Origin of the sequence: Erysipelothrix sp. P66 (assembly GCF_038682365.1) — a bacterium.
Lineage (GTDB): Bacteria > Bacillota_I > Bacilli_A > Erysipelotrichales > Erysipelotrichaceae > Erysipelothrix > Erysipelothrix piscisicarius.
Window position 1 is genome coordinate 533524 of record NZ_CP152290.1, and the last position, 19604, is coordinate 553127.

Genomic DNA, 19604 nt, shown 5'->3' on the forward strand with positions numbered 1-19604 from the left:
GTGCTATAATATAAGAATTAAGATATAAGTAGAGGAAAGTGATAATATGGCACAATTAAGAATTGAAAATTTACATGTAGCAATTGAAGGAAAAGAAATACTCAAGGGTGTCAATCTTGTGATTAATGAGAATGAAATCCATGCAATCATGGGTCCCAATGGGAATGGGAAATCAACACTTCTTTCTGCTATAATGGGTCATCCGCGTTACGAGATTACGGAAGGATCTGTTTATGTAGATGATATCAATGTTCTTGAACTTGAAGTGGATGAGCGCAGTAAACTCGGATTGTTTTTAGGAATGCAATATCCACAAGAAGTCTCTGGAGTAACAAATTCTGATTTTTTAAAGTCCGCTTTAAATGCGCGTCGTGAAACACCAATCGGTTTATTTGAATTTGTGAAGTCCATGGAAGGCAGCATTGAACGTCTTAAAATGAAAGAAGATCTTGCACATCGCTTCCTAAATGAAGGATTTAGTGGTGGTGAGAAAAAGCGAAATGAAATCTTGCAGATGATTATGTTAGAACCACGGTTTGCGATGTTGGATGAAATTGATTCGGGACTTGATATTGATGCACTCGCACTGGTTGCTAAGGTATTAAAAGAGGAACAAGATAAACAAAAAATGGGATTAATTATTGTAAGTCATTATGAACGGTTCTTTGAGCTTATTCAACCAACTCATACACACATCATGATTGATGGTCGTATTGTATTAAGTTCGGATGAAACACTTGTAAGTAAAATTGATCGCGAAGGTTATGATTGGATTGAAGGAACGCTTGAAAAAGAGAAAGTGACAAAACGTCCAAGTGTCCTTGGAACATGTGCGGTGCGTGAAGCAATGGGTGATAAATAATGACGGAATTTAGCTTGACGGAACCGATGAATTCAATCGTACTTGATATTCAAGGTGAAGAAAAAGTATCCATTACGATTCCTAAACGTGCAACGGGTACCCTCTATATTATTGCGAAAGGTCAAGGGTCTCTTGATCTAACACTTCATGTATCAGAACAGGCGAATTTTAAATATTTGTGGATCAATCAAAGTGATGAAGCTTTGGAAGTGAATGAGCACATTAAGTTGTATGAACACGCGCACTTAATCGCAAACTATGGTGAGATGAGTCAAGGAAACCATCAAAAATATACCCATATTGAGTACCTTGGTTTGGGAAGTCATTGTGAATTTAAAGGCGCAGTTATTGCTTTTAATAAACTAAAATGGACGGTAAAGGCAGATCATCAAGCCCGTAAAAGTTATGCAATGGTTGAGTGTAATGCGATCGTCCTTAATAAAGGAAGTCTAAATCTAGAAGTAATAGGAAGTATTGCTAAAGGAAATTCAGGATCTGAAACCCATCAAATGAGTCGCATTATGAATTTAGGAGAAGATGTTCATGGTGTAGTGTATCCGATGCTTCTTATCGATGAAAATGATGTAGCAGCATCACATGCGGCTTCTGTGGGCCAACCGAATGAAGAGCACATCTACTATCTTCAATCCCGTGGTTTAACACGTGAGGATGCCTTGCGTCTTATTATAATGGGTTATCTCATGCCAATTGTAGATGCAATTGATGATGAAACGATTCAAACACAATTAAAAGAAGAAATTACAGAGAAGGTGAATACACAATGGATTCAATAAAAAAAGATTTTCCTTTTTTTAAGCACCATCCAGATGTTAGTTATCTTGATAATGCCGCTACAGCTTTAAAACCTCAATGTGTTATTGATGCTGTTGTTGATTATTATGAACGTCTAAGTTCCAATATTCATCGCGGAGATTATGATACATCCCTTGAAACCAGTGATTTATATGAAGCCGTTCGAAAGAAAACAGCGGATTTTATTCAAACAACACCGGAGTCTATTATTTTTACTTCGGGAGCGAGTGAATCTTTAAACCTTGTTGCAAGTGGGTATGCTAAATATTATCTCAAAAAAGATGACGTGGTGCTGTTAAATCAAGCAGAACACGCATCCAATATTCTTCCTTGGTATGCAATGGCGGAAGAAATTGGTTTTAAAGTTGAATTTGTTCCCCTGGATGATGCGGGTCATATTACACTTGAAATGCTTTCGAGTGCATTTCACGATAAGGTAAAACTGGTATCGATGGCTCATGTATCCAATGTTTTGGGATATGTTAATGATATTAAATCATTCGCAAAGTATGCACATGACCATGGCGCGTTATTTTGTCTTGATGCAGCTCAATCAATCGGACATATGCCAATTGATGTCAAAGACTTAGATGTTGATTTTATGGCGTTTTCTGCGCATAAAATGCTGGGGCCTACAGGTGTAGGGGTTCTTTATGTCAAACCCAAAATACAAACGAAAATGTATCCCATCTCCCATGGAGGCGGCAGTAATATTCGTTTTGATGCCTGTGGCATCGTGGAATTAAAATCTGGACCTGCGAAATTTGAAGCAGGTACACCGAATATTGAGGGCGTGCTTGGTTTTGGCGCAGCACTTGATTATTTAACTCAATTTGGTATGAAGCGCATTCACGCAATTATCTTGCCACTTCATCAACGTGCATTGGATGCATTGAATGCGATGGATCATATAACGGTTTATAATCAACATGCGGATATGGGGCTTATTACATTTAGTGTGAAGGGAATTTTTGCTCAGGATGTTGCAGCATATCTCAATCGTGAGGGTATTAGCGTTCGATCGGGTGAGCATTGTGCAAAACTTATTAATGGGGCATTAAATATGGAAAAAAGTGTTCGTATTTCATTCTATTTTTATAATAATGATGCGGATGTTACGAAATTGATAAAAGCGTTAGAGACGATTACGTTGGAAAAATGTATCGACCTCTATCTATAGATTTGGAGTGATAAAATGAATTATTTTGAAGATCCCCGTTTTCTTCGACAACTAATTATGGATCATTATGAAAATCCACGAAATAAGCGGACCGACGAAGCATATACAAAAAAACGTGTCAGTACGGATTCCTGTATTGATGATTTAACCATTCAAGCATCCATTAAAAATGGCGTTATTGAAGATGTTTGTTTTGATGGTCAAGCGTGTACAATTGCGACTTCCGCTGCCTCAATTATGACCGAACTTGTGAAAGGGAAGACTTTAGAAGAAGCCGAAAAGATTATTGCTGAATATAATCGAATGATTCATCTGGAATCTTTTGATGAGGAGCTTCTTCAAGAAGCGGTTGCGTTTAAAAATGTTGGGCGACAAGCGAATCGGATTACGTGCGCAACGTTAGGGTGGCGTGGTTTGACGGATATTATTGAAGAAAGTAGGGATAAAGATGAGTGAAGAGAAAATTGATGATCGCGATCGCTTACCAAACGAAGAATATCAATACGGTTTTCATGATGAAATCGAAAGTGTTGTAGCATTTGATAAAGGTTTAAATGAAGAAGTGGTGCGTGAAATTTCACGGCTTAAAAATGAACCTGAGTGGATGCTTGAAATACGCTTAAAGGCTTATGAATCCTTTAAGGAGCAAAAAATGCCTGCATGGGGTGCAGATCTTTCTAAGGTAGATTTTGATGAATACATCTATTTCTTGCGTGCGAGTGATCAAGTGGAGCGCACGTGGGAGGATGTTCCTGAAGAAATTCGCAATACTTTTGATCGTCTTGGAATTCCAGAAGCAGAAGCTAAATATTTATCAGGTGTGGCGACTCAATATGATTCCGAAGTCGTTTATGCAAGCATGCTTCAGGAAGTGGAATCTAAAGGGGTTTTATTTTTTGATATGGATACGGGATTGCGCGAACATCCTGAAATTGTAAAGGAATATTTTGGAAAGCTTGTACCTTACAATGATAATAAGTTTGCGGCATTGAATACAGCGGTATGGTCTGGAGGATCGTTTATCTATATTCCAAAAGGAGTAACATTGGATAAACCATTGCAGTCCTATTTTAGAATTAATGCTGAGCAAATGGGGCAGTTTGAACGAACCATGATTATAGTGGATGAAGGTGCCGATGTGCATTATGTTGAAGGGTGTACAGCACCGATTTACAAAAAAGATGCAATGCATGCTGCAGTCGTGGAGATATTTGTTCATAAAAATGCCAAATGTCGTTATACGACCATCCAAAATTGGTCATCAAATGTTTATAATCTTGTCACAAAGCGTGCCCAAGTTGAGGCACACGGAATGATGGAGTGGATTGATGGTAATATTGGTGCTTATATAACTATGAAATATCCTTCGTGTGTTTTAATTGGAGAATATGCTAAAGGTATGACCATCTCTATTGCTGTTGCGGGGGCTAATCAATGGCAAGACGCTGGAGCGAAAATGATTCATAAAGCACCCAATACTCAAAGTACCATTATCTCAAAATCAGTATCACGCAATGGTGGTACTGTGAATTATCGAGGTATTGTGCACCATGATAAAAATTCAATAAATGCGAAAACTAAAATTGAGTGTGATACGTTGATACTAGATCCGCTTTCTATGAGTGATACCATGCCAGTCAATGTTGTCGATACCAATGCGTCCATCATTGAACACGAAGCGCGTGTGTCGAAGATTTCTGAAGAAGAACTTTTCTATCTTATGAGTCGGGGATTAAGTGAAGAACAAGCGTCTGAAACGATTATTATGGGATTTTTGGAACCCTTTACTCGGGAATTACCGATGGAATATGCGGTTGAATTAAATCAACTTATGAAAATGGAGATGGAAGGCTCTGTTGGATAAAAAAACGATTGCTCAGGGAGTCTTAGAGAAGCGCAAGCAATACGATGTGCTGATGCGTGCTCCCTGGGATAGCGTAATTCATAATGCTGTAATGGATCGTTTAGAAGGGCATCAAACAATTGCACTTTATGCTGCATTTAATCATGAAGTGGATACTTATGGAATGATGGAAACGTTATTTTGGGATGATCGCTATACAATTTGTTTGCCTAAAATTAAAGGGGAATCGATGGACTTCTACGCGATAACAGGTTTTGAACAGTTACAACTTGGGGTGATGGGGATTCTTGAACCCACAACCAATCATAAAATTTCAGCAGATGAAATTGATGTGGTAATCGTACCCATGGTTGCTTTTAATAGACAAGGTTATCGTATTGGTTATGGTGGTGGTTATTATGATCGTTTTCTTAAAGGTATTAATGCAATAAAAATTGGTGTTGCGTATTCGTTTCAAGAAACAGATATTCCATTCCAACAAGATCATGATATTCGTTGTGATGTTATTATTACTGAAAATGCAATTATGAACCCTAATCGCGATTAGGGTTTTTTTGACCCAATTGGTGAAAACATTAGAGAAATAAATGGTATAATGAGGCTTAGAGTGTATGAGGTATAAAAATGTCTAATAAATCAAAGATTATCAATTTTAGTGCTGTTATGTTTTTGATGTATGCTTCACATGGATTGTTGTTTCCACAAGTAGTGCCCTTTTTAACGCATCTTGGTTATTCGGCATCACAACGGGGACTTATTCTTTCTTTTCTAGCCATCATTGCGATGGTAGGCCAAATTCTATCCGGTTATTTATGTGATCGATTTGGAACGATTAAGCGATTTTTTATCTACGGAACATTTATTTTAGCGGCAACAGGGATGCTTTCCTACTCTATAAATATACATAATTTTTATTATCACTTCTTCTTAGTAGGAACGATGGCAGGTGTTGTTCGAATTCTTTCGAATCTTTTTGAGACATGGGTGTTGGAAGTTGATGGCATTTATCATCAATTTAGCTTTATTCGGAGTTTTGGTTCGCTTGGGTGGGCCTTAGCATCGCTCGTGTCTGGATTTTTTATCCATCGCTATGGTTATGCATCATTAGGCTATTTGTCTGGCATTTTAAGTTTTGTGGTTATTTTTTATTCTTTTAAACTTGAAGATGCGTCCAAACAAAGTCGGGATGGTGTGGCGACGACACTCAGTTTTAAAGATTTAAAAGTACTTTTCACGAATAAACGTTACATGTATTTGGTTCTTGTTTTTACACTGACCTATTTTGTAATCAATGTGGATTCAATTACCATTACGGATTATATGTTTCATCTTGGGGGTAATGCTCAAGATGTTGGGGTAAAATGGTTTGTGGAGGCACTCAGTGAGATTCCACTGATGTTAGTGGGGGGCGCCCTACTGAAAAAATACGGTGGCAAAAACTTAATGGTTTTTTCCAGTATGATTATGATCATTCGAATGATAACCTATGGCATGGCGACATCTGTGTTCCAAATTATTGTCCTATCAACACTTCAAGCTATCACATTCCCACTTATTCTGGTGGCACAAAAAGATTTAATTTTTAGAGAATCACCAAGTCATTTACGTTCAACAGCACAGATGTTCTCGATTTCAATGAGTATTGGATTCTCGGCAATCATTACACCACTTGTCTCAGGGATTCTCGTTGAACAGATGCCAATTCAAACGGTTATCTTTATTTTCGGAGCTATTATGGTGGTTCCTACAGTCATGATTTCTATCTTTAAACCGGCTCACACAAATTAACACAGTTTCGGCGAATTCATACCATAATGTTTTTGTATTCTATACACGTAAACATTTTGTTTACAATGACTATATTTCTTCTCCTTAAAAATAAATATGGTTACAGATTTCCCTTGTTAAATAATATTTTTCCGAAAAAAAGGCGTATTGCCTTTTTTTTATGGCTCTTTGAGTTTTACATTACCTTAAACGATGATTTCATGGTAGAATATTATATGTTGAAAGAGGTATTATTATGAATATTGTTCAATTAACATCTGAATCAATTCGTGAGTTACGTGAAAAACGTAATGGTATCATGAAAAGTATGATTGAAGGGCAGGATGGATCCCTCCTTGTTTTAGGTGGGTCTTTTGCGGGGGAAGATCGCCAACGTAACATTGTGTCCTATGCAGTATTCACCATCTTTTTTGAGCTTTGGGAACGATTCAATATGGAATCTTGGTCGTATACGTTTGATGAAGAAGGACTAATGTTCTACATTAAACTGGACGAAAGCGCAAAAACGGTCAAAGATATTTTGGTTCACTATGAAGATCACCATCCATTAGGCTTTGCAATTGATAGTGATGTGTTCGATTGTGATCAAAAGTGGACCCGTGAAGCGCTGGGATATAAAAATAGACTTGATGACTACTATAAGTCCTCGCTTGAAGAATTGATGAATGATATTGTAGAAGATCCAAAATACATTGATAATTATACTAAACGAGTTGAAGGTTATATTGTAAAAGGTGATAAACAGACAATTCTGTCGAACATCTTAGTTTATGGGTATGTGAGTTCATTTACCAAAACAATGGGTTTTGGTATGTATGGTCCCAATTATCGTGGCAGTAATGAACAAATGAATTTCGAAAAGTTTATTCATCTTGTTCGTACATACAAAGATGAAATGCAACGGATATTCTCAGTGAATAGCACAAGTACGGTTGATATTGCTCGTTTCCAAAACGAAGTTGAAACGAAGATTCAACGTGCCGTTTTAAATCAGCAATCCTACCACTATACCGTATTCATTACCAGCACAGTAATGTTTGCATTTATTAATTCACGAGGCTATGCAGATATAACGAAACAAATTAAAAAAATAAGTGAAGGGTTTACTCAGAATAATATGTTCACTGAGGAACCGAAGCGCTATGAAATCTTAAATAACGGAATGCGCGAAGTATTTAATCAATACGTTCCGTTCTTACAAAAAAATAAATCGATTACATCAACGTTACTCTATATTATGAGTCGTCATGATGATCAAGCGGTTTTAATGCATAATGGAGAACAAGCATTATTAAAAACACAATTTTTAGCTAAAAACTTGATTTTTAAAGAAGATAAGTGGCCAGAGCTTGATAAGTTTTGTGCATCTGGGTATATATATCCTCATGATGCGACAACGCTTTTAGCGGTCACATGCATGCTTGATATTATGCAACGATATTATTTAAAAATTAAAATGTTATTTGATACACAAGAAAAATAAAGGTGGAAAAGAAAATGAATTTTTTAGAAGAATTAAACTGGCGTGGTCTTGTTAAGGATGTTACCAATTATGAAGCGTTGGAAAAACGATTAGAGCAGCCAATTACGCTATATTGTGGGTTTGATCCAACTGCGGATTCCCTCCATGTCGGTCATCTTCAACAACTAATTTTATTAAAGCGTTACCAAATGCAAGGTCATAAGCCAATTGCATTGGTTGGAGGCGCAACCGGGATGATTGGTGACCCACGTCCTACAACAGAACGCTCAATGCTCGATGATGCAGACTTACAAAAAAATGTAGATGGTATTGGGGCTCAGATTGAACGTATTCTCTCAAGTGATAATAATCCAGTTACGATTGTAAACAATCGTGATTGGCTGGGAGATTTAACCGTTCTTGATTTCTTACGGGATTATGGTAAATTTTTCAGCGTAAGTAATATGTTGGCAAAAGATACGATTGCAAAGCGTTTAAGCACTGGAATTTCTTTTACAGAATTCTCATATACAATCTTACAATCGATTGATTTCCTTCATTTATACAAAAACTATGGTATTGAACTACAAATTGGTGGGTCTGATCAATGGGGAAACCTTGTTAGTGGTGCAGATCTAATTCGTAAGGTTGAAGGGCCAGAAGCTGAAGTATTTGGTATTACCTCACACTTAATCATGAAATCAGATGGCACAAAATTCGGTAAGAGTGAAGGTCAAAATATCTGGTTGGATGAAAACCGTACGGATGCTTATAGTTTCTATCAATTCTTCATTAATACAAGTGATGACGATGTGATTGATTTCTTAAAACGTCTTTCGTTTAAGAGTGTTGAAGAAATTCAAGCAATCGAAGCGTCATTTATTAAAGAACCACATTTAAGACTTGCGCAAAAGGAACTTGCAAAGGAATTAACAGAAGTTGTCTTCGGTAAGGAAGGTCTTGCAATGGCAGAACGTGTCACCAACGCACTCTTTTCAGGTAATGTACAAGAGCTAACCGTTGACCAAATTCGTCAAGTGTTTGCAGACAGTGCATCCATTGAAGTAACGGCTGATGAAAATATTGTTGAGTTACTGGTTAATACTAAAGTATGTCCAAGCAAGCGTGAAGCACGTCAGCTCATTGAAGGTGGAGCAATTCGCGTAAATGGCGAAGTTGTGAGTGATACAAATTTTGTCGTTTCTAAGGAAAATGCAATTGGTAAAGAAGTGACCGTTGTACGCCGCGGTAAGAAGACGTATCATATCTTTAACCACACAAACTAAATCGTAAGAGGTATAATATGAAAAAACTATTTTTGGTACTCTTGAGCATGATGTTGTTAACAGGGTGTTCAGTGAATGAAAAAAAACTCTATACTGAAAAATTGAAACGGTATGAGTCTTATTGGAATGCAATTAACGATAATGACCGTTTTGTTGAGTCATCACGTTTCTTTGATATTTCGGCGACCATTGAAAAACATGAAGATTTATATGTCTATGGCGTTGTGATTGATAAGCCAAAGATTGCCATGTATGGTGTAGAAATTGTTGTTCTAGAAAACAACGAAGATTACCATGCGGATAAAATGATGCCAACTGCGGGTATTTTTGATTCGGAATATAATTTAGTTCCAGGGCAAGTTCGAAAAGATCGTAACTATATGGGTGGGATCAGTCTTGCTGGGGAAGTGGATGTTCCAGAAGTAACATTGAATATTCTGGTTTCATGGCGTAATAATACAAAACTTGAAACACAACGTGAGTTTATTCAGTTTAAATTAAAATATGAGGAACCTAAAAAAGAGGAATCCAAATCCAATAAAGATGATTCAAAAAAAGAGGAACCTAAAAAAGAAGAAGTAGTAGATAAAACCGAAGAAGACGATGAGTAGCATACGATTTAAAGAAAACCATTCTAAATAATTGAATGGTTTTTTCTTTGTGTTCAAATACTCATAAAAAAACTTCCTCAATGAGGAAGTTTTAGGATTATGAAGATTAACGGTTGTAGAATTCAACAACTAATGCTTCATTAATTTCTTGGTTTAATTCGCTACGTTCTGGTAAACGTTTGTATTCACCTTTGAATTTATCTTTGTCAAATGTAACATAATCAACCATTGATACATTAGCTTCTAAAGCATCTTTGATTGCTGCCATTGAACGTGAAGATTCTTTAACTTCAATTGTTTGACCAGGTTTTACAATGTATGAAGGAATGTCAACTTTTTTTCCATCTACTAAGATATGACCATGGTTAACTAATTGACGCGCTCCACGACGTGTGCGTGATAAGTTCATGCGGTATACAACGTTATCTAAACGTGATTCTAACATGAATAAGAAGTTGTGACCTGCAACACCTTCAAGTTTTGAAGCTTTTTTGAATGTGTTATAGAATTGTTTTTCAGTAACTCCATATGTATAACGAATACGTTGTTTCTCACGTAATTGTAAACCGTAGTTTGATAATTTTGGACGACGTGCTTTACCATGTTGTCCTGGTGCATAATCGCGACGTTGTAGCTCTTCACCTGTTTCGAGGATTGAGAAACTTAAACGACGTGCTTTTTTCCAAACTGGACCTTTAATTCTTGCCATAATACTGACCTCCTAATATGTCATTAGCGAGTTCCACAAATTATTACTAGTTGAGTTTATCTATAATCGTTTCCCTGTACAGCGTAGGTACTTTGATTCCTGCCGCGGGATAAACACGTGGCTAATAACTTTGCGTGCTGCACTAAAAATATGACGCTTATATAATATACCTAAATTGAGGTGAAAAGTCAACGAAACACATTTAAGAACTAAGCTATCTATGGTACAATAAATTCAACGAGGTGAACGTATGAATTTTCAGATGATATTAAAGTTTATGAATGACTACAAATATATAATTGCTGTTGTCCTAGTGCTGTTAATCATTGGGGTTTTTGTCTACATACGTATGGCTAAAAAACGTCGATTGAATAAAGCCTTTGAAACCTTAGAGGTGCGATACAACGAGCTCATGAGTATTCCTGTGTTGTTCAAAATAAACAAAGCAAATGGGTTGGCTAAATTAAACCCGGATGTTGAGAAAAAAGTTTCAGAGTGCAAGGCGGAGTTTAGTGAGATCAATGCACGTCAAGAAGAAATTTCAGATGCACTTGCAGATTCTGAAGATGCACTTGCATTTGGGAAACTAAAAGAAGCTTCAAAACACTTAACACGTTTGGATGTATTGATTACTGAATCCATGGAACAGACGGTTTCCCTAAATGATAATCTCGAAACGTTACTCGAGCAAGAAACACGTCAACGCATGGAGATTACAACATTAAAAGATCGATTTAGAGAATTGAAAAAAAATGCGATTGAAAATACATCGGGATTGGGGGATGCATTCCCGACAATTGAAGATCAAATTAAAGAAATTGAACAAAACTTTTCGGTTTTTGAAGAATGGATGTATGCATCTGATTTCATGAAAGCTCAGGAAATCAGTGAAGAGACACGTGCTTCAATTGATGATCTAGAAATTAAAATTACAGAGATTCCCAAACTTTATGAGCACGCTAAAGGATTAATTCCACAATTGCTGGATGAAGTCTCAAAACTTTATCAAGGTGTTCGTCAGAACGGAGTTTTTGTAGAGCATCTTGAAGTTCCTAAAAACATTGGTGTTTTAAGTGAGATCCTTAAAGATGACTTGATTAATATTGGTCAAGGCGAAATTGAAAAGTCACGGACGAGTCTTAAGGAAAGTCAAAAGCGACTTGAACAACTTGCCCTCTCAATTCAAAAAGAAGACAAAGCACAACGTGAGGTTGATGCGTTAAGTGAAGAAGTGTTTGAGAACTTAGAGTTTCTTGTGGATAGCATCAGTAAGATGTGCAAGGATGCACATAAAGTTGAGACGCGTTTTAATTTCGACGGGTATACTGAAAATGTTGGCGTATTCTCACAACGCATTCAAGAATTTAGTGAATCCGGTGTGAAGGTTTCAAGAATGATCGAGGAAGAAAAAATCCCGGCCTCAACGATTCTTATTTCGCTGCAAGAACTTGGTCAAGATGTTTCAATGCTTAAAGATGAGTATCTTGCCATGAATGAAAAAGTAGAACGTGCGAATGCAGATGAAGTGCGCGCAACGAAGCAATTACTTAAACTCCATCTTATCATTAATGATGTTCAAGTAAGAATTCAAAAACGTTCATTACCTTCGATTTCCGATAAATATGCTTCGGATTTAGAACGTGCTTATAAATATACTGATCAAGTGAAAGAAATGCTAGGTCAAGATGTAATCGATGTTAAACTCTTAAACGCTACAGTTGATGAGGCAATCGATTATATCTACAAACTACACAACAACGTCAATAACTTGGTGGGTGTAGTCGACATGTGTGAAAATGCAATTGTTTATGCAAACAAATTTAGAGCTTTTGTTCCCGATATCGATGCCGAATTAACCCGTGCAGAGTTATCCTTCAATAGTGGTGATTATACACAGAGTTTGACTACAATCATTAATTCTATTGATCGATATAGACCGAATACGGCTTATGAGGAGATGATTCGTGACAATGCAAAAAGCGCACGATAAACCAATTTATTTAGATTATTCAAGTACAACACCGACGCGTCCAGAAATTTTGAAGGATGCGTTGGTGATTATGGAAAAATATTACGAAAATGCTGATTCACTTCATTATGGTGGCCAGCGTGTGTCTGATCTTGTAGTGCAATCTCGTGATGCATTAGCAAAAATGCTTGGTGTACTCCCTCATGAGATTTTTTTCACGTCTGGAGCCAGTGAATCAAACAGTACTGCAATTAAGGGAATTGCCCTTGCAAACCGTCATCGTGGTAAACATATCATCACAACATGTGTTGAACACAGCTCCGTCATGGGTGCTGTGCAACAATTAAAAGATGAATTTGGATTTGAAGTTGATTATCTCAGTGTTGATACAAAAGGATGTATCTCACTTGATGAATTGAAGCAAAAACTTCGAAAAGATACAGTTCTTGTCACAGTTATGGCTGTTAACAATGAAGTTGGAAGTATTACCGATGTTCAAGAAGTGGCGCGTATAACGAAAAAATATTCGAGTGCGTATGTTCATATTGACGGTGTTCAAGCGCTCGCTCGCCATGATTTCCCCATGAAACAAATTGATAGTGTTTCTTATTCTGCACATAAAATTTATGGTTTGAAGGGGAGTGGATTGCTCGTTAAAAAAGCAAATGTTAAGTGTTTGTCACTGATTAATGGGGGACAGCAAGAAGGTGGATTGCGTGGAGGAACTTTAGATAATGTTTCCGCAATTTTGTGGGCGAAAACACTCCGATTGGCAGTTGAGGACCACAAACGCTCATTTAATGATATAATACGCATGAATAAATTTTTATACGATACTTTCGATGGAATGGAAAACATCCACATTAACTCAGATATTCACGGTTCACCGTATATCTTTAATATGTCAGTTTTAAATGTTGGATCGGAAATAATGATGAATGGCTTAAATGCAAAAGGCATATACGTATCAGCACAGAGTACGTGTAATTCGAAGTCGTTGGAACCTTCTCATGTATTAAAAGCCATGGGCTGTGATGAAACATGCGCACTTACAAGTGTTCGCATCAGTTTATCACACCTAACGACAATGGAAGAACTCGAAAAAGTTTGTGAAACAATATTGGAGATAAAAAATTATGTACAACACTAACTATGAATTTATTGTTTGCCGTTATGGTGAACTTTCAACAAAAGGGAAAAACCGACGTAATTTTACGGCACAATTGGTGCGTAATGTTCGTTCGCAATTGGTAGCATTTCCGAATCTAACGTATCGTGAGACATACGATCGTCTGTATATTACTTTAAATGGAGAAGATGGATTGGCTGTTAGTGATGAACTGCGCCATGTGTTTGGTTTAAGTTCCTTTTCACTTGCAGTTAAAGTTGAGCGAGATTTGGATGTTATTGCGAATGTCGCTGCAGAAATGATTCAAAAAGAAGAAGGCAAATCGACGTTTAAAGTGATTGCTCGTCGTCATGACAAATCCTATGAACATATTTCTGACGTTATTAATCGCCATGTTGCAACCAAAATCTTACAAACAACAGAATTCAAAGTGGATGTTCGTAAGCCGGATGTGGGGATTATCATTGAAGTTCGAAGTGACTCAGCATATATCATGATGGGGCGCGTTGAAGGTGCTGGTGGATATCCAGTAGGGATTCAAGGTAAAGTTATGGTGATGCTTTCGGGGGGAATTGATTCGCCGGTCGCTGCTTACTTGATGATGAAGCGTGGGGTTCGTATTGAAGCAATCCACTTTGCATCACCGCCATACACTTCTGACGAGGCGCAAAAGAAAGTTATGGACCTTGCCCAACAACTTACAAATTACCAAGATCACATTCGTATTAATGTAGTACCTTTTACTGATGTTCAACTGGAAATTTATAAAAAAGTTCCAGAGAGTTATGCCATTACGATGATGCGTCGTTTCATGCTTCGTATTGCGGAACGTCTTGCATTCCGTCGTAATTGTCTTGCAATTGCCAATGGTGAAAGTCTTGGTCAAGTTGCATCACAAACACTACATAGTATGAAAGAAATCACAAATATTGGGACATTACCGATCTTACGCCCTCTCATTACTTATGATAAGGTAGAGATAATTGACCTCGCACGTAAGATTGATACCTATGAAACATCAATATTGCCATTTGAAGATTGCTGTACAATCTTTACACCGAAAAACCCTACAACAAAACCGCATGGGGACAAGATTTTACGTTTTGAAGAGGGACTTGATATTGATGCGCTGGTTGATGAAGCAATTAAAAACATCGAAGTAGTAGAAGTTACAAAGAAAAAACAAGAAGATACACCATCGTTCTTATAGGAGGAAGTTATGGCATTCGATAATTTAACAAACCGATTACAAGATACATTTAGAAATATGACCGGAAAGGGGAAACTTTCCGAAAAAAATATTACCGATGCATTAAGTGAGATTCGAATTTCACTTTTAGAAGCAGATGTAAGTTTAGAAGTAATTAATGAACTGTTAGAACATACGCGCAACGAAGCGCTTGGAATGAAAGTGACGCGCGATGTTGAACCTTCACAAATGTTTGTCAAGATTGTGAATGACAAATTAATTGAGATTTTAGGTGAAGAAAAATCCGAACTTAGCTTTAATCAAAAACCCGGAATTTTAATGATGGTTGGTTTGCAAGGTTCAGGGAAAACAACGACAATTGCGAAAATTGCAAACAAGCTCAACAAAGAAGGAAAAAAAGTCTTGTTGGTTGCGGCAGACTTAGCGCGTCCTGCTGCAATTGAACAGCTGAAAATCCTGGGAACACAAATCGGTGTGGAAGTATATGCGCAAGAAAACAGCACCCCAGTTGAGGTGGTAAAAAATGCGCTTGCACACGGTAAGGATTTCGATCTTATTCTCATTGATACTGCAGGTCGATTACAAATTGATGAAGCATTAATGCAACAACTTGTCGATATTCAATCGCTAACAAAACCAGATGAAATTCTATTAAGTGTTGATGCAATGAGTGGTCAAGATGTTATTCATGTTGCGAATGGATTTAAAGAAAAACTCAACATTACAGGTCTTGTTGCTACTAAATTTGATGGTGATTCGCGTGGTGGTTCAATTCTCTCAGTACGATACATGACTCAAGTTCCCGTAAAGTTTGTTGGGGTTGGGGAAGGTATTGATGAGTTGGATGAGTTTTATCCAGATCGTACCGCTTCTCGTATTTTAGGGATGGGTGATATCGTAAGTCTTGTAGAAAAAGCGCAAGAAAAAATGGATATCGAAGCTTCTGAACGTTCAGCGGAACGCATGATGAAGGGTCAATTTACACTTGATGATATGCTTATTCAATTACAACAAGTTTCAAAAATGGGTCCATTATCAGGTCTAATGAAAATGATGCCAGGAGCGAATCAATTAGCAGGTCAAATTGATGACGCAGATGCATCAAGTACAATGAAAAAAACTGAGGCAATGATTCTAAGTATGACTCCGGAAGAACGTAACAATCCTAAAATTATTCGTTCTACACGCAAGCGTCGTATTGCTGAAGGATCGGGTACCTCTACAACAGACGTGAACCGTCTTTTAAGCCAATACGAAAAAATGCAGAAGCAAATGAAGATGCTCTCTCGTTTTATGGGTAAATAGAAACGTCTTATAAACTATATTTAAAAGAATCTCAAAGATAATCTCATTTCAAATTGACAATGTCAGAGATTTCAAAATATTGATAAGAGCAATGTTTAAAGCCTAGAAAAATTTTACTTGATTATTTAAGCTGTTTATGATAAATTATATAGGCTTAAAGCACTCTGGTTCCGCTGTTGGAATCATTATGAACCAGTTTTAACATATATAGACAGAAAAAGGAGAATTACTATGTCATTAGCATTAGTACAAGAAATTACAAAGTCACAATTACGTAACGACATTCCTGAATTCCGTCCTGGATGTACAGTACGCGTAGACGTTAAAATCCAAGAAGGTGGAAAAACACGTATTCAAGCATTTGAAGGTGTTGTTATTAAAACTCAAGGAACAGGTATTTCAGAATCATTTACAGTTCGTAAAATGTCATCAGGAATTGGTGTGGAACGTACATTCCCAATCAACTCACCTATTATTGACAGCGTAACTGTATTACGTAAAGGTAAAGTACGTCGTTCAAAACTATACTACTTACGTGACCGTTCAGGTAAATCAGCACGTATTAAAGAAATTCGTTAGTATTAGCCGTATTTATACGGCTTTTTCTTTATTGTAGGGAGGGTATGAAATGAATAAAGGCGATGATAAGTTTTTAATCGCGGTTAAAGACTTTATTAAAAGTATGGTAATCAGTCTTGTTTTGGTTATTTTAGTAACGCAATTTATTGCGCGTCCTGTTCGGGTAGAAGGGTTATCCATGTACCCGAGTCTTAACGATAAAGAATTAGGCTTTTCAAATATTTTAAGCATGAAAATGAAAGATCCAGAGCGTTTTGATGTTCTTGTGCTCTATCTTGATTCACAGAAAAAACATATTGTGAAGCGTGTAATTGGTTTGCCAGGTGAAGTTGTGGAAATACGTGATGAAAAATTATATATCGATGGGAAAGAAGTTGAACAACCTTTCTTGGATACAGATTACGTACGTGAAATGACGTCGACAGGGAAAGAGTTTTCACGTGATTTTGGTCCGATAACGGTGCCCGAAGGTGAGTATTTTATGCTAGGGGATAACCGTATTCGTTCAAGTGATTCTCGAGATTATGGAACCTTTAAACGTGAAGCAATTAAAAGTAAAGATGTCTTTGTCTTTATACCATTTAACAAAATAAGAACAGTAGGAAAATAGGAGCGTGATTTGATGTCACAGGTACATTGGTTTCCGGGTCATATGGCAAAAGCGATTCGCTTGATTGAAGAACAAATCAAAGTCGTTGATTTTGTCATCGAATGTCGTGACGCTCGTGCACCGATGTCGACTCGAAATCCTGTTTTGTCACGGTCAATTGGACAAAAGAAACGTCTTATTGTTTTGACAAAAAAAGATTTAGCGGACCCAAAACAGAGTGAAATGTGGGTTGAAAAGCTTGAATCGGAAGGGAATGTCGTACTTTTGGTGGATGTGATTAACGATCCCGTACGTAAAATGATTATTGAAAAGACGGATATCGTCTTAAAAGAGAAACGTGAACGCGATAAACGTCGTGGAATTCGTCCTCGAACCGCACGTGCATTAATTGTAGGTGTTCCAAATGTTGGGAAATCCAGTGTTATTAATAAAATCTCAGCTCGAAAGGCTGCAGGTGTTGAAAATAGACCGGGTGTTACCCAATCGTTAAAGCTTATTAAAGTAACCCAAGATCTTGAATTGGTTGATACACCCGGTGTGTTGTGGCCTAAATTTGAATCGGAGGAAATGGGGATTATTTGTGCTGTGATTGGATCTGTAAAAGATACAGGATATCCAATGGCATTGGTTACAGATTATGCTCGTGATTACTATATTCAGTATAAACCTGAAGAGTTAAAGCGTCGTTATGAACTTGAATCCTTTGATAATTTTTATGACCAAGTGGGACGTTATCGCGGTCTTCTTGGTGAAGGTGGAACGGTGAACGACGATAAAACACGAGTCGCGTTTTTGAGTGATATTCAAAACGGTCGGATTGGACGCATTACATGGGATCGCTTATAGAAGAATTTGAAATCAATTACTGGGAGCAAGGAAAACTTGTTGTTGGGATTGATGAAGCAGGTAGAGGTCCAATGGCTGGTCCCTGTGTTGTTTCGGGTGTTATTTTCCCAAAAGGATTTTATGACGCTCGTATTAATGATTCTAAACAATTAAGTGAAAACCAACGCGATGCGTTGGTTTCCATTATTGAATCCAATGCATTATGGACATTTACAGAGATTATTCCAGTGGATGTCATCGACCGTGATAATATTTATCGAGCAACTCAAAATGCTATGAAAAAAATTGCTCTTGAGAGCAAAGCAGATATTGTGTTAACCGACGCCATGCCTTTAGATGACCTCACGGTTCCGTGTGAAGCAATCGTTAAAGGGGATGCACGTTCGCTTTCGATAGCTGCCGCAAGTATTTTGGCTAAAACGGTTCGAGATGGGCTCATGAAAGTTTATGACCTTGAGTTTCCAGAGTATGGCTTTGCGAAACACAAAGGATATGGGACGAAACAACATAAAGAAGCAATTCTCAAGTTTGGTCGTTGTCCCATTCATCGAAAATCTTTTCGATTTAAAGACGAGACACAAATATCGTTTGATATTTAGGTCTTGTTTTTTTTATTGCTTAACTAATAATGGTGATAATGTGAGAAATTACTTAAAAAATCTTGCAATCCATTTAAGAGGGGATTATTCTAGTATATGTCGTTTCATTCATGAGGGAAAAAGGGTTCCCTCATATGAATATCAAGGAAACTATATTTGTTATGGAGATCGAGATTATCCAAAGTGTTTTTATGAGTTGGACGATCCACCCTTCGTTATTTTTTATGAAGGGAATCTCTCGTTACTCCATACCCGTTGTATTGCAGTAGTGGGTTCGAGAACTCCAAGTAAATACGCTCTAAGAATGACTGAATTATTTGTTCGTAATGTAAGGGAACACTATACCATTGTTTCGGGTCTGGCTTACGGCATTGATATCATGGCGCATCGGTGTGCACTTGATTTTCAATCGATAGCTGTGGTAGGGTGTGGTTTAGATATATGTTATCCATTTAAGCATCGCGAAGTTTTTGATGTTATGAAACAAAAGCATCTTGTGATTTCGGAGTATCCGATAGGTGTGCATCCACAAAAGCATTATTTTCCATTTCGAAATCGTTTGATTGCAGCTTTATCACAAAGCATCTATGTGATGAGTGCTTTAGCGCGAAGTGGGACGATGCATACGGTTAATGAAGCATTGAAATTAAATCGAAGGGTTGTATGTCTTCCTCATAATCTGGATGATATTTCAGGAGTCGGATGCAATCTTTTGATCCAGGAGGGAGCCGAGGTGTTGACAAACCTCGAAGATTTATCCAATATATAAACTAAGGAGTGTT

The 19604-nt window shown here is 37.3% G+C and carries 20 protein-coding genes; 19 read left to right on the forward strand and 1 reads right to left on the reverse strand.

All coding sequences use genetic code 11. The annotated features are described in order from the left end of the window. Nucleotides 1-46 precede the first annotated feature (46 nt). From sufC to AAG186_RS02620, 10 genes are all read left to right on the forward strand, one after another. Entirely contained in the window at nt 47-862 is an 816-nt protein-coding gene (gene sufC / locus AAG186_RS02575) for a Fe-S cluster assembly ATPase SufC (protein WP_161636660.1), read from the forward strand. Beyond that, the gene (locus AAG186_RS02580; protein ID WP_161636659.1) at nt 862-1656 is read left to right on the forward strand and encodes a SufD family Fe-S cluster assembly protein; all 795 of its coding nucleotides are present in this window, start codon (nt 862-864) and stop codon (nt 1654-1656) included. Before sufC ends, AAG186_RS02580 begins: the two co-directional genes overlap by 1 nt. Continuing rightward, nucleotides 1644-2855, forward strand: coding sequence for a cysteine desulfurase (locus AAG186_RS02585; RefSeq protein WP_331836196.1), 1212 nt, complete (start codon nt 1644-1646; stop codon nt 2853-2855). The genes AAG186_RS02580 and AAG186_RS02585 overlap by 13 nt, the downstream gene beginning before the upstream one ends. 15 nt (nt 2856-2870) lie before the next feature. After that, on the forward strand, nt 2871-3311 hold the full coding sequence (gene sufU / locus AAG186_RS02590; RefSeq protein ID WP_125164722.1) for a Fe-S cluster assembly sulfur transfer protein SufU: 441 nt from the start codon (nt 2871-2873) through the stop codon (nt 3309-3311). Then, nucleotides 3304-4719 (forward strand): Fe-S cluster assembly protein SufB, encoded by a 1416-nt coding sequence (sufB, locus tag AAG186_RS02595; protein ID WP_161636657.1) that lies wholly within the window; start codon nt 3304-3306, stop codon nt 4717-4719. Before sufU ends, sufB begins: the two co-directional genes overlap by 8 nt. Beyond that, on the forward strand, nt 4712-5266 hold the full coding sequence (locus AAG186_RS02600) for a 5-formyltetrahydrofolate cyclo-ligase (protein ID WP_342621932.1): 555 nt from the start codon (nt 4712-4714) through the stop codon (nt 5264-5266). Before sufB ends, AAG186_RS02600 begins: the two co-directional genes overlap by 8 nt. 77 nt (nt 5267-5343) lie before the next feature. Then, nucleotides 5344-6507 (forward strand): MFS transporter, encoded by a 1164-nt coding sequence (locus AAG186_RS02605; RefSeq protein ID WP_342621933.1) that lies wholly within the window; start codon nt 5344-5346, stop codon nt 6505-6507. A 235-nt stretch (nt 6508-6742) separates the two neighbouring features. Continuing rightward, nucleotides 6743-7990, forward strand: coding sequence for a citrate lyase holo-[acyl-carrier protein] synthase (locus AAG186_RS02610; protein ID WP_161636655.1), 1248 nt, complete (start codon nt 6743-6745; stop codon nt 7988-7990). A 14-nt stretch (nt 7991-8004) separates the two neighbouring features. Next, nucleotides 8005-9255 carry a tyrosine--tRNA ligase gene (gene tyrS, locus AAG186_RS02615; protein ID WP_161636654.1) on the forward strand — a complete coding sequence of 417 codons (1251 nt, stop codon included), beginning with the start codon at nt 8005-8007 and terminating at the stop codon, nt 9253-9255. A 17-nt stretch (nt 9256-9272) separates the two neighbouring features. Further along, nucleotides 9273-9866 (forward strand): membrane lipoprotein lipid attachment site-containing protein, encoded by a 594-nt coding sequence (locus AAG186_RS02620; RefSeq protein ID WP_125164718.1) that lies wholly within the window; start codon nt 9273-9275, stop codon nt 9864-9866. Between the two features lie 106 nt (nt 9867-9972). On the opposite strand, the gene rpsD is transcribed toward AAG186_RS02620, so the two are convergent. Further along, the gene (rpsD, locus tag AAG186_RS02625) at nt 9973-10575 is read right to left on the reverse strand and encodes a 30S ribosomal protein S4 (protein ID WP_123171693.1); all 603 of its coding nucleotides are present in this window, start codon (nt 10573-10575) and stop codon (nt 9973-9975) included. A gap of 250 nt (nt 10576-10825) precedes the next feature. Between rpsD and AAG186_RS02630 the strand changes: the two genes are divergently transcribed. The 9 genes from AAG186_RS02630 to dprA all read left to right on the forward strand — a co-directional run bounded on the left by AAG186_RS02630 (nt 10826) and on the right by dprA (nt 19591). Next, on the forward strand, nt 10826-12565 hold the full coding sequence (locus AAG186_RS02630) for a septation ring formation regulator EzrA (protein ID WP_161636653.1): 1740 nt from the start codon (nt 10826-10828) through the stop codon (nt 12563-12565). Continuing rightward, nucleotides 12546-13694: a cysteine desulfurase family protein gene (locus AAG186_RS02635; RefSeq protein ID WP_161636725.1), complete on the forward strand. Its 1149-nt coding sequence runs from the start codon at nt 12546-12548 to the stop codon at nt 13692-13694. The genes AAG186_RS02630 and AAG186_RS02635 overlap by 20 nt, the downstream gene beginning before the upstream one ends. Beyond that, a complete protein-coding gene (gene thiI, locus AAG186_RS02640; protein WP_161636652.1) occupies nt 13681-14883 on the forward strand; it encodes a tRNA uracil 4-sulfurtransferase ThiI in 1203 nt (400 codons plus the stop codon). The genes AAG186_RS02635 and thiI overlap by 14 nt, the downstream gene beginning before the upstream one ends. A 9-nt stretch (nt 14884-14892) precedes the next feature. Continuing rightward, on the forward strand, nt 14893-16188 hold the full coding sequence (gene ffh, locus AAG186_RS02645) for a signal recognition particle protein (protein ID WP_342621934.1): 1296 nt from the start codon (nt 14893-14895) through the stop codon (nt 16186-16188). 231 nt (nt 16189-16419) lie between these two features. Further along, nucleotides 16420-16767, forward strand: coding sequence for a 50S ribosomal protein L19 (rplS, locus tag AAG186_RS02650; RefSeq protein ID WP_003773145.1), 348 nt, complete (start codon nt 16420-16422; stop codon nt 16765-16767). Nucleotides 16768-16816: 49 nt separating this feature from the next. After that, nucleotides 16817-17377: a signal peptidase I gene (gene lepB, locus AAG186_RS02655; RefSeq protein WP_125164714.1), complete on the forward strand. Its 561-nt coding sequence runs from the start codon at nt 16817-16819 to the stop codon at nt 17375-17377. Nucleotides 17378-17419: 42 nt separating this feature from the next. After that, complete coding sequence (ylqF, locus tag AAG186_RS02660; RefSeq protein WP_342621935.1) at nt 17420-18223, forward strand: ribosome biogenesis GTPase YlqF; 804 nt, start codon at nt 17420-17422, stop codon at nt 18221-18223. Further along, nucleotides 18208-18822 (forward strand): ribonuclease HII, encoded by a 615-nt coding sequence (locus AAG186_RS02665; protein ID WP_342621936.1) that lies wholly within the window; start codon nt 18208-18210, stop codon nt 18820-18822. The genes ylqF and AAG186_RS02665 overlap by 16 nt, the downstream gene beginning before the upstream one ends. A 40-nt stretch (nt 18823-18862) precedes the next feature. Further along, nucleotides 18863-19591: a DNA-processing protein DprA gene (gene dprA / locus AAG186_RS02670; RefSeq protein WP_125164711.1), complete on the forward strand. Its 729-nt coding sequence runs from the start codon at nt 18863-18865 to the stop codon at nt 19589-19591. Nucleotides 19592-19604: the final 13 nt, after the last annotated feature.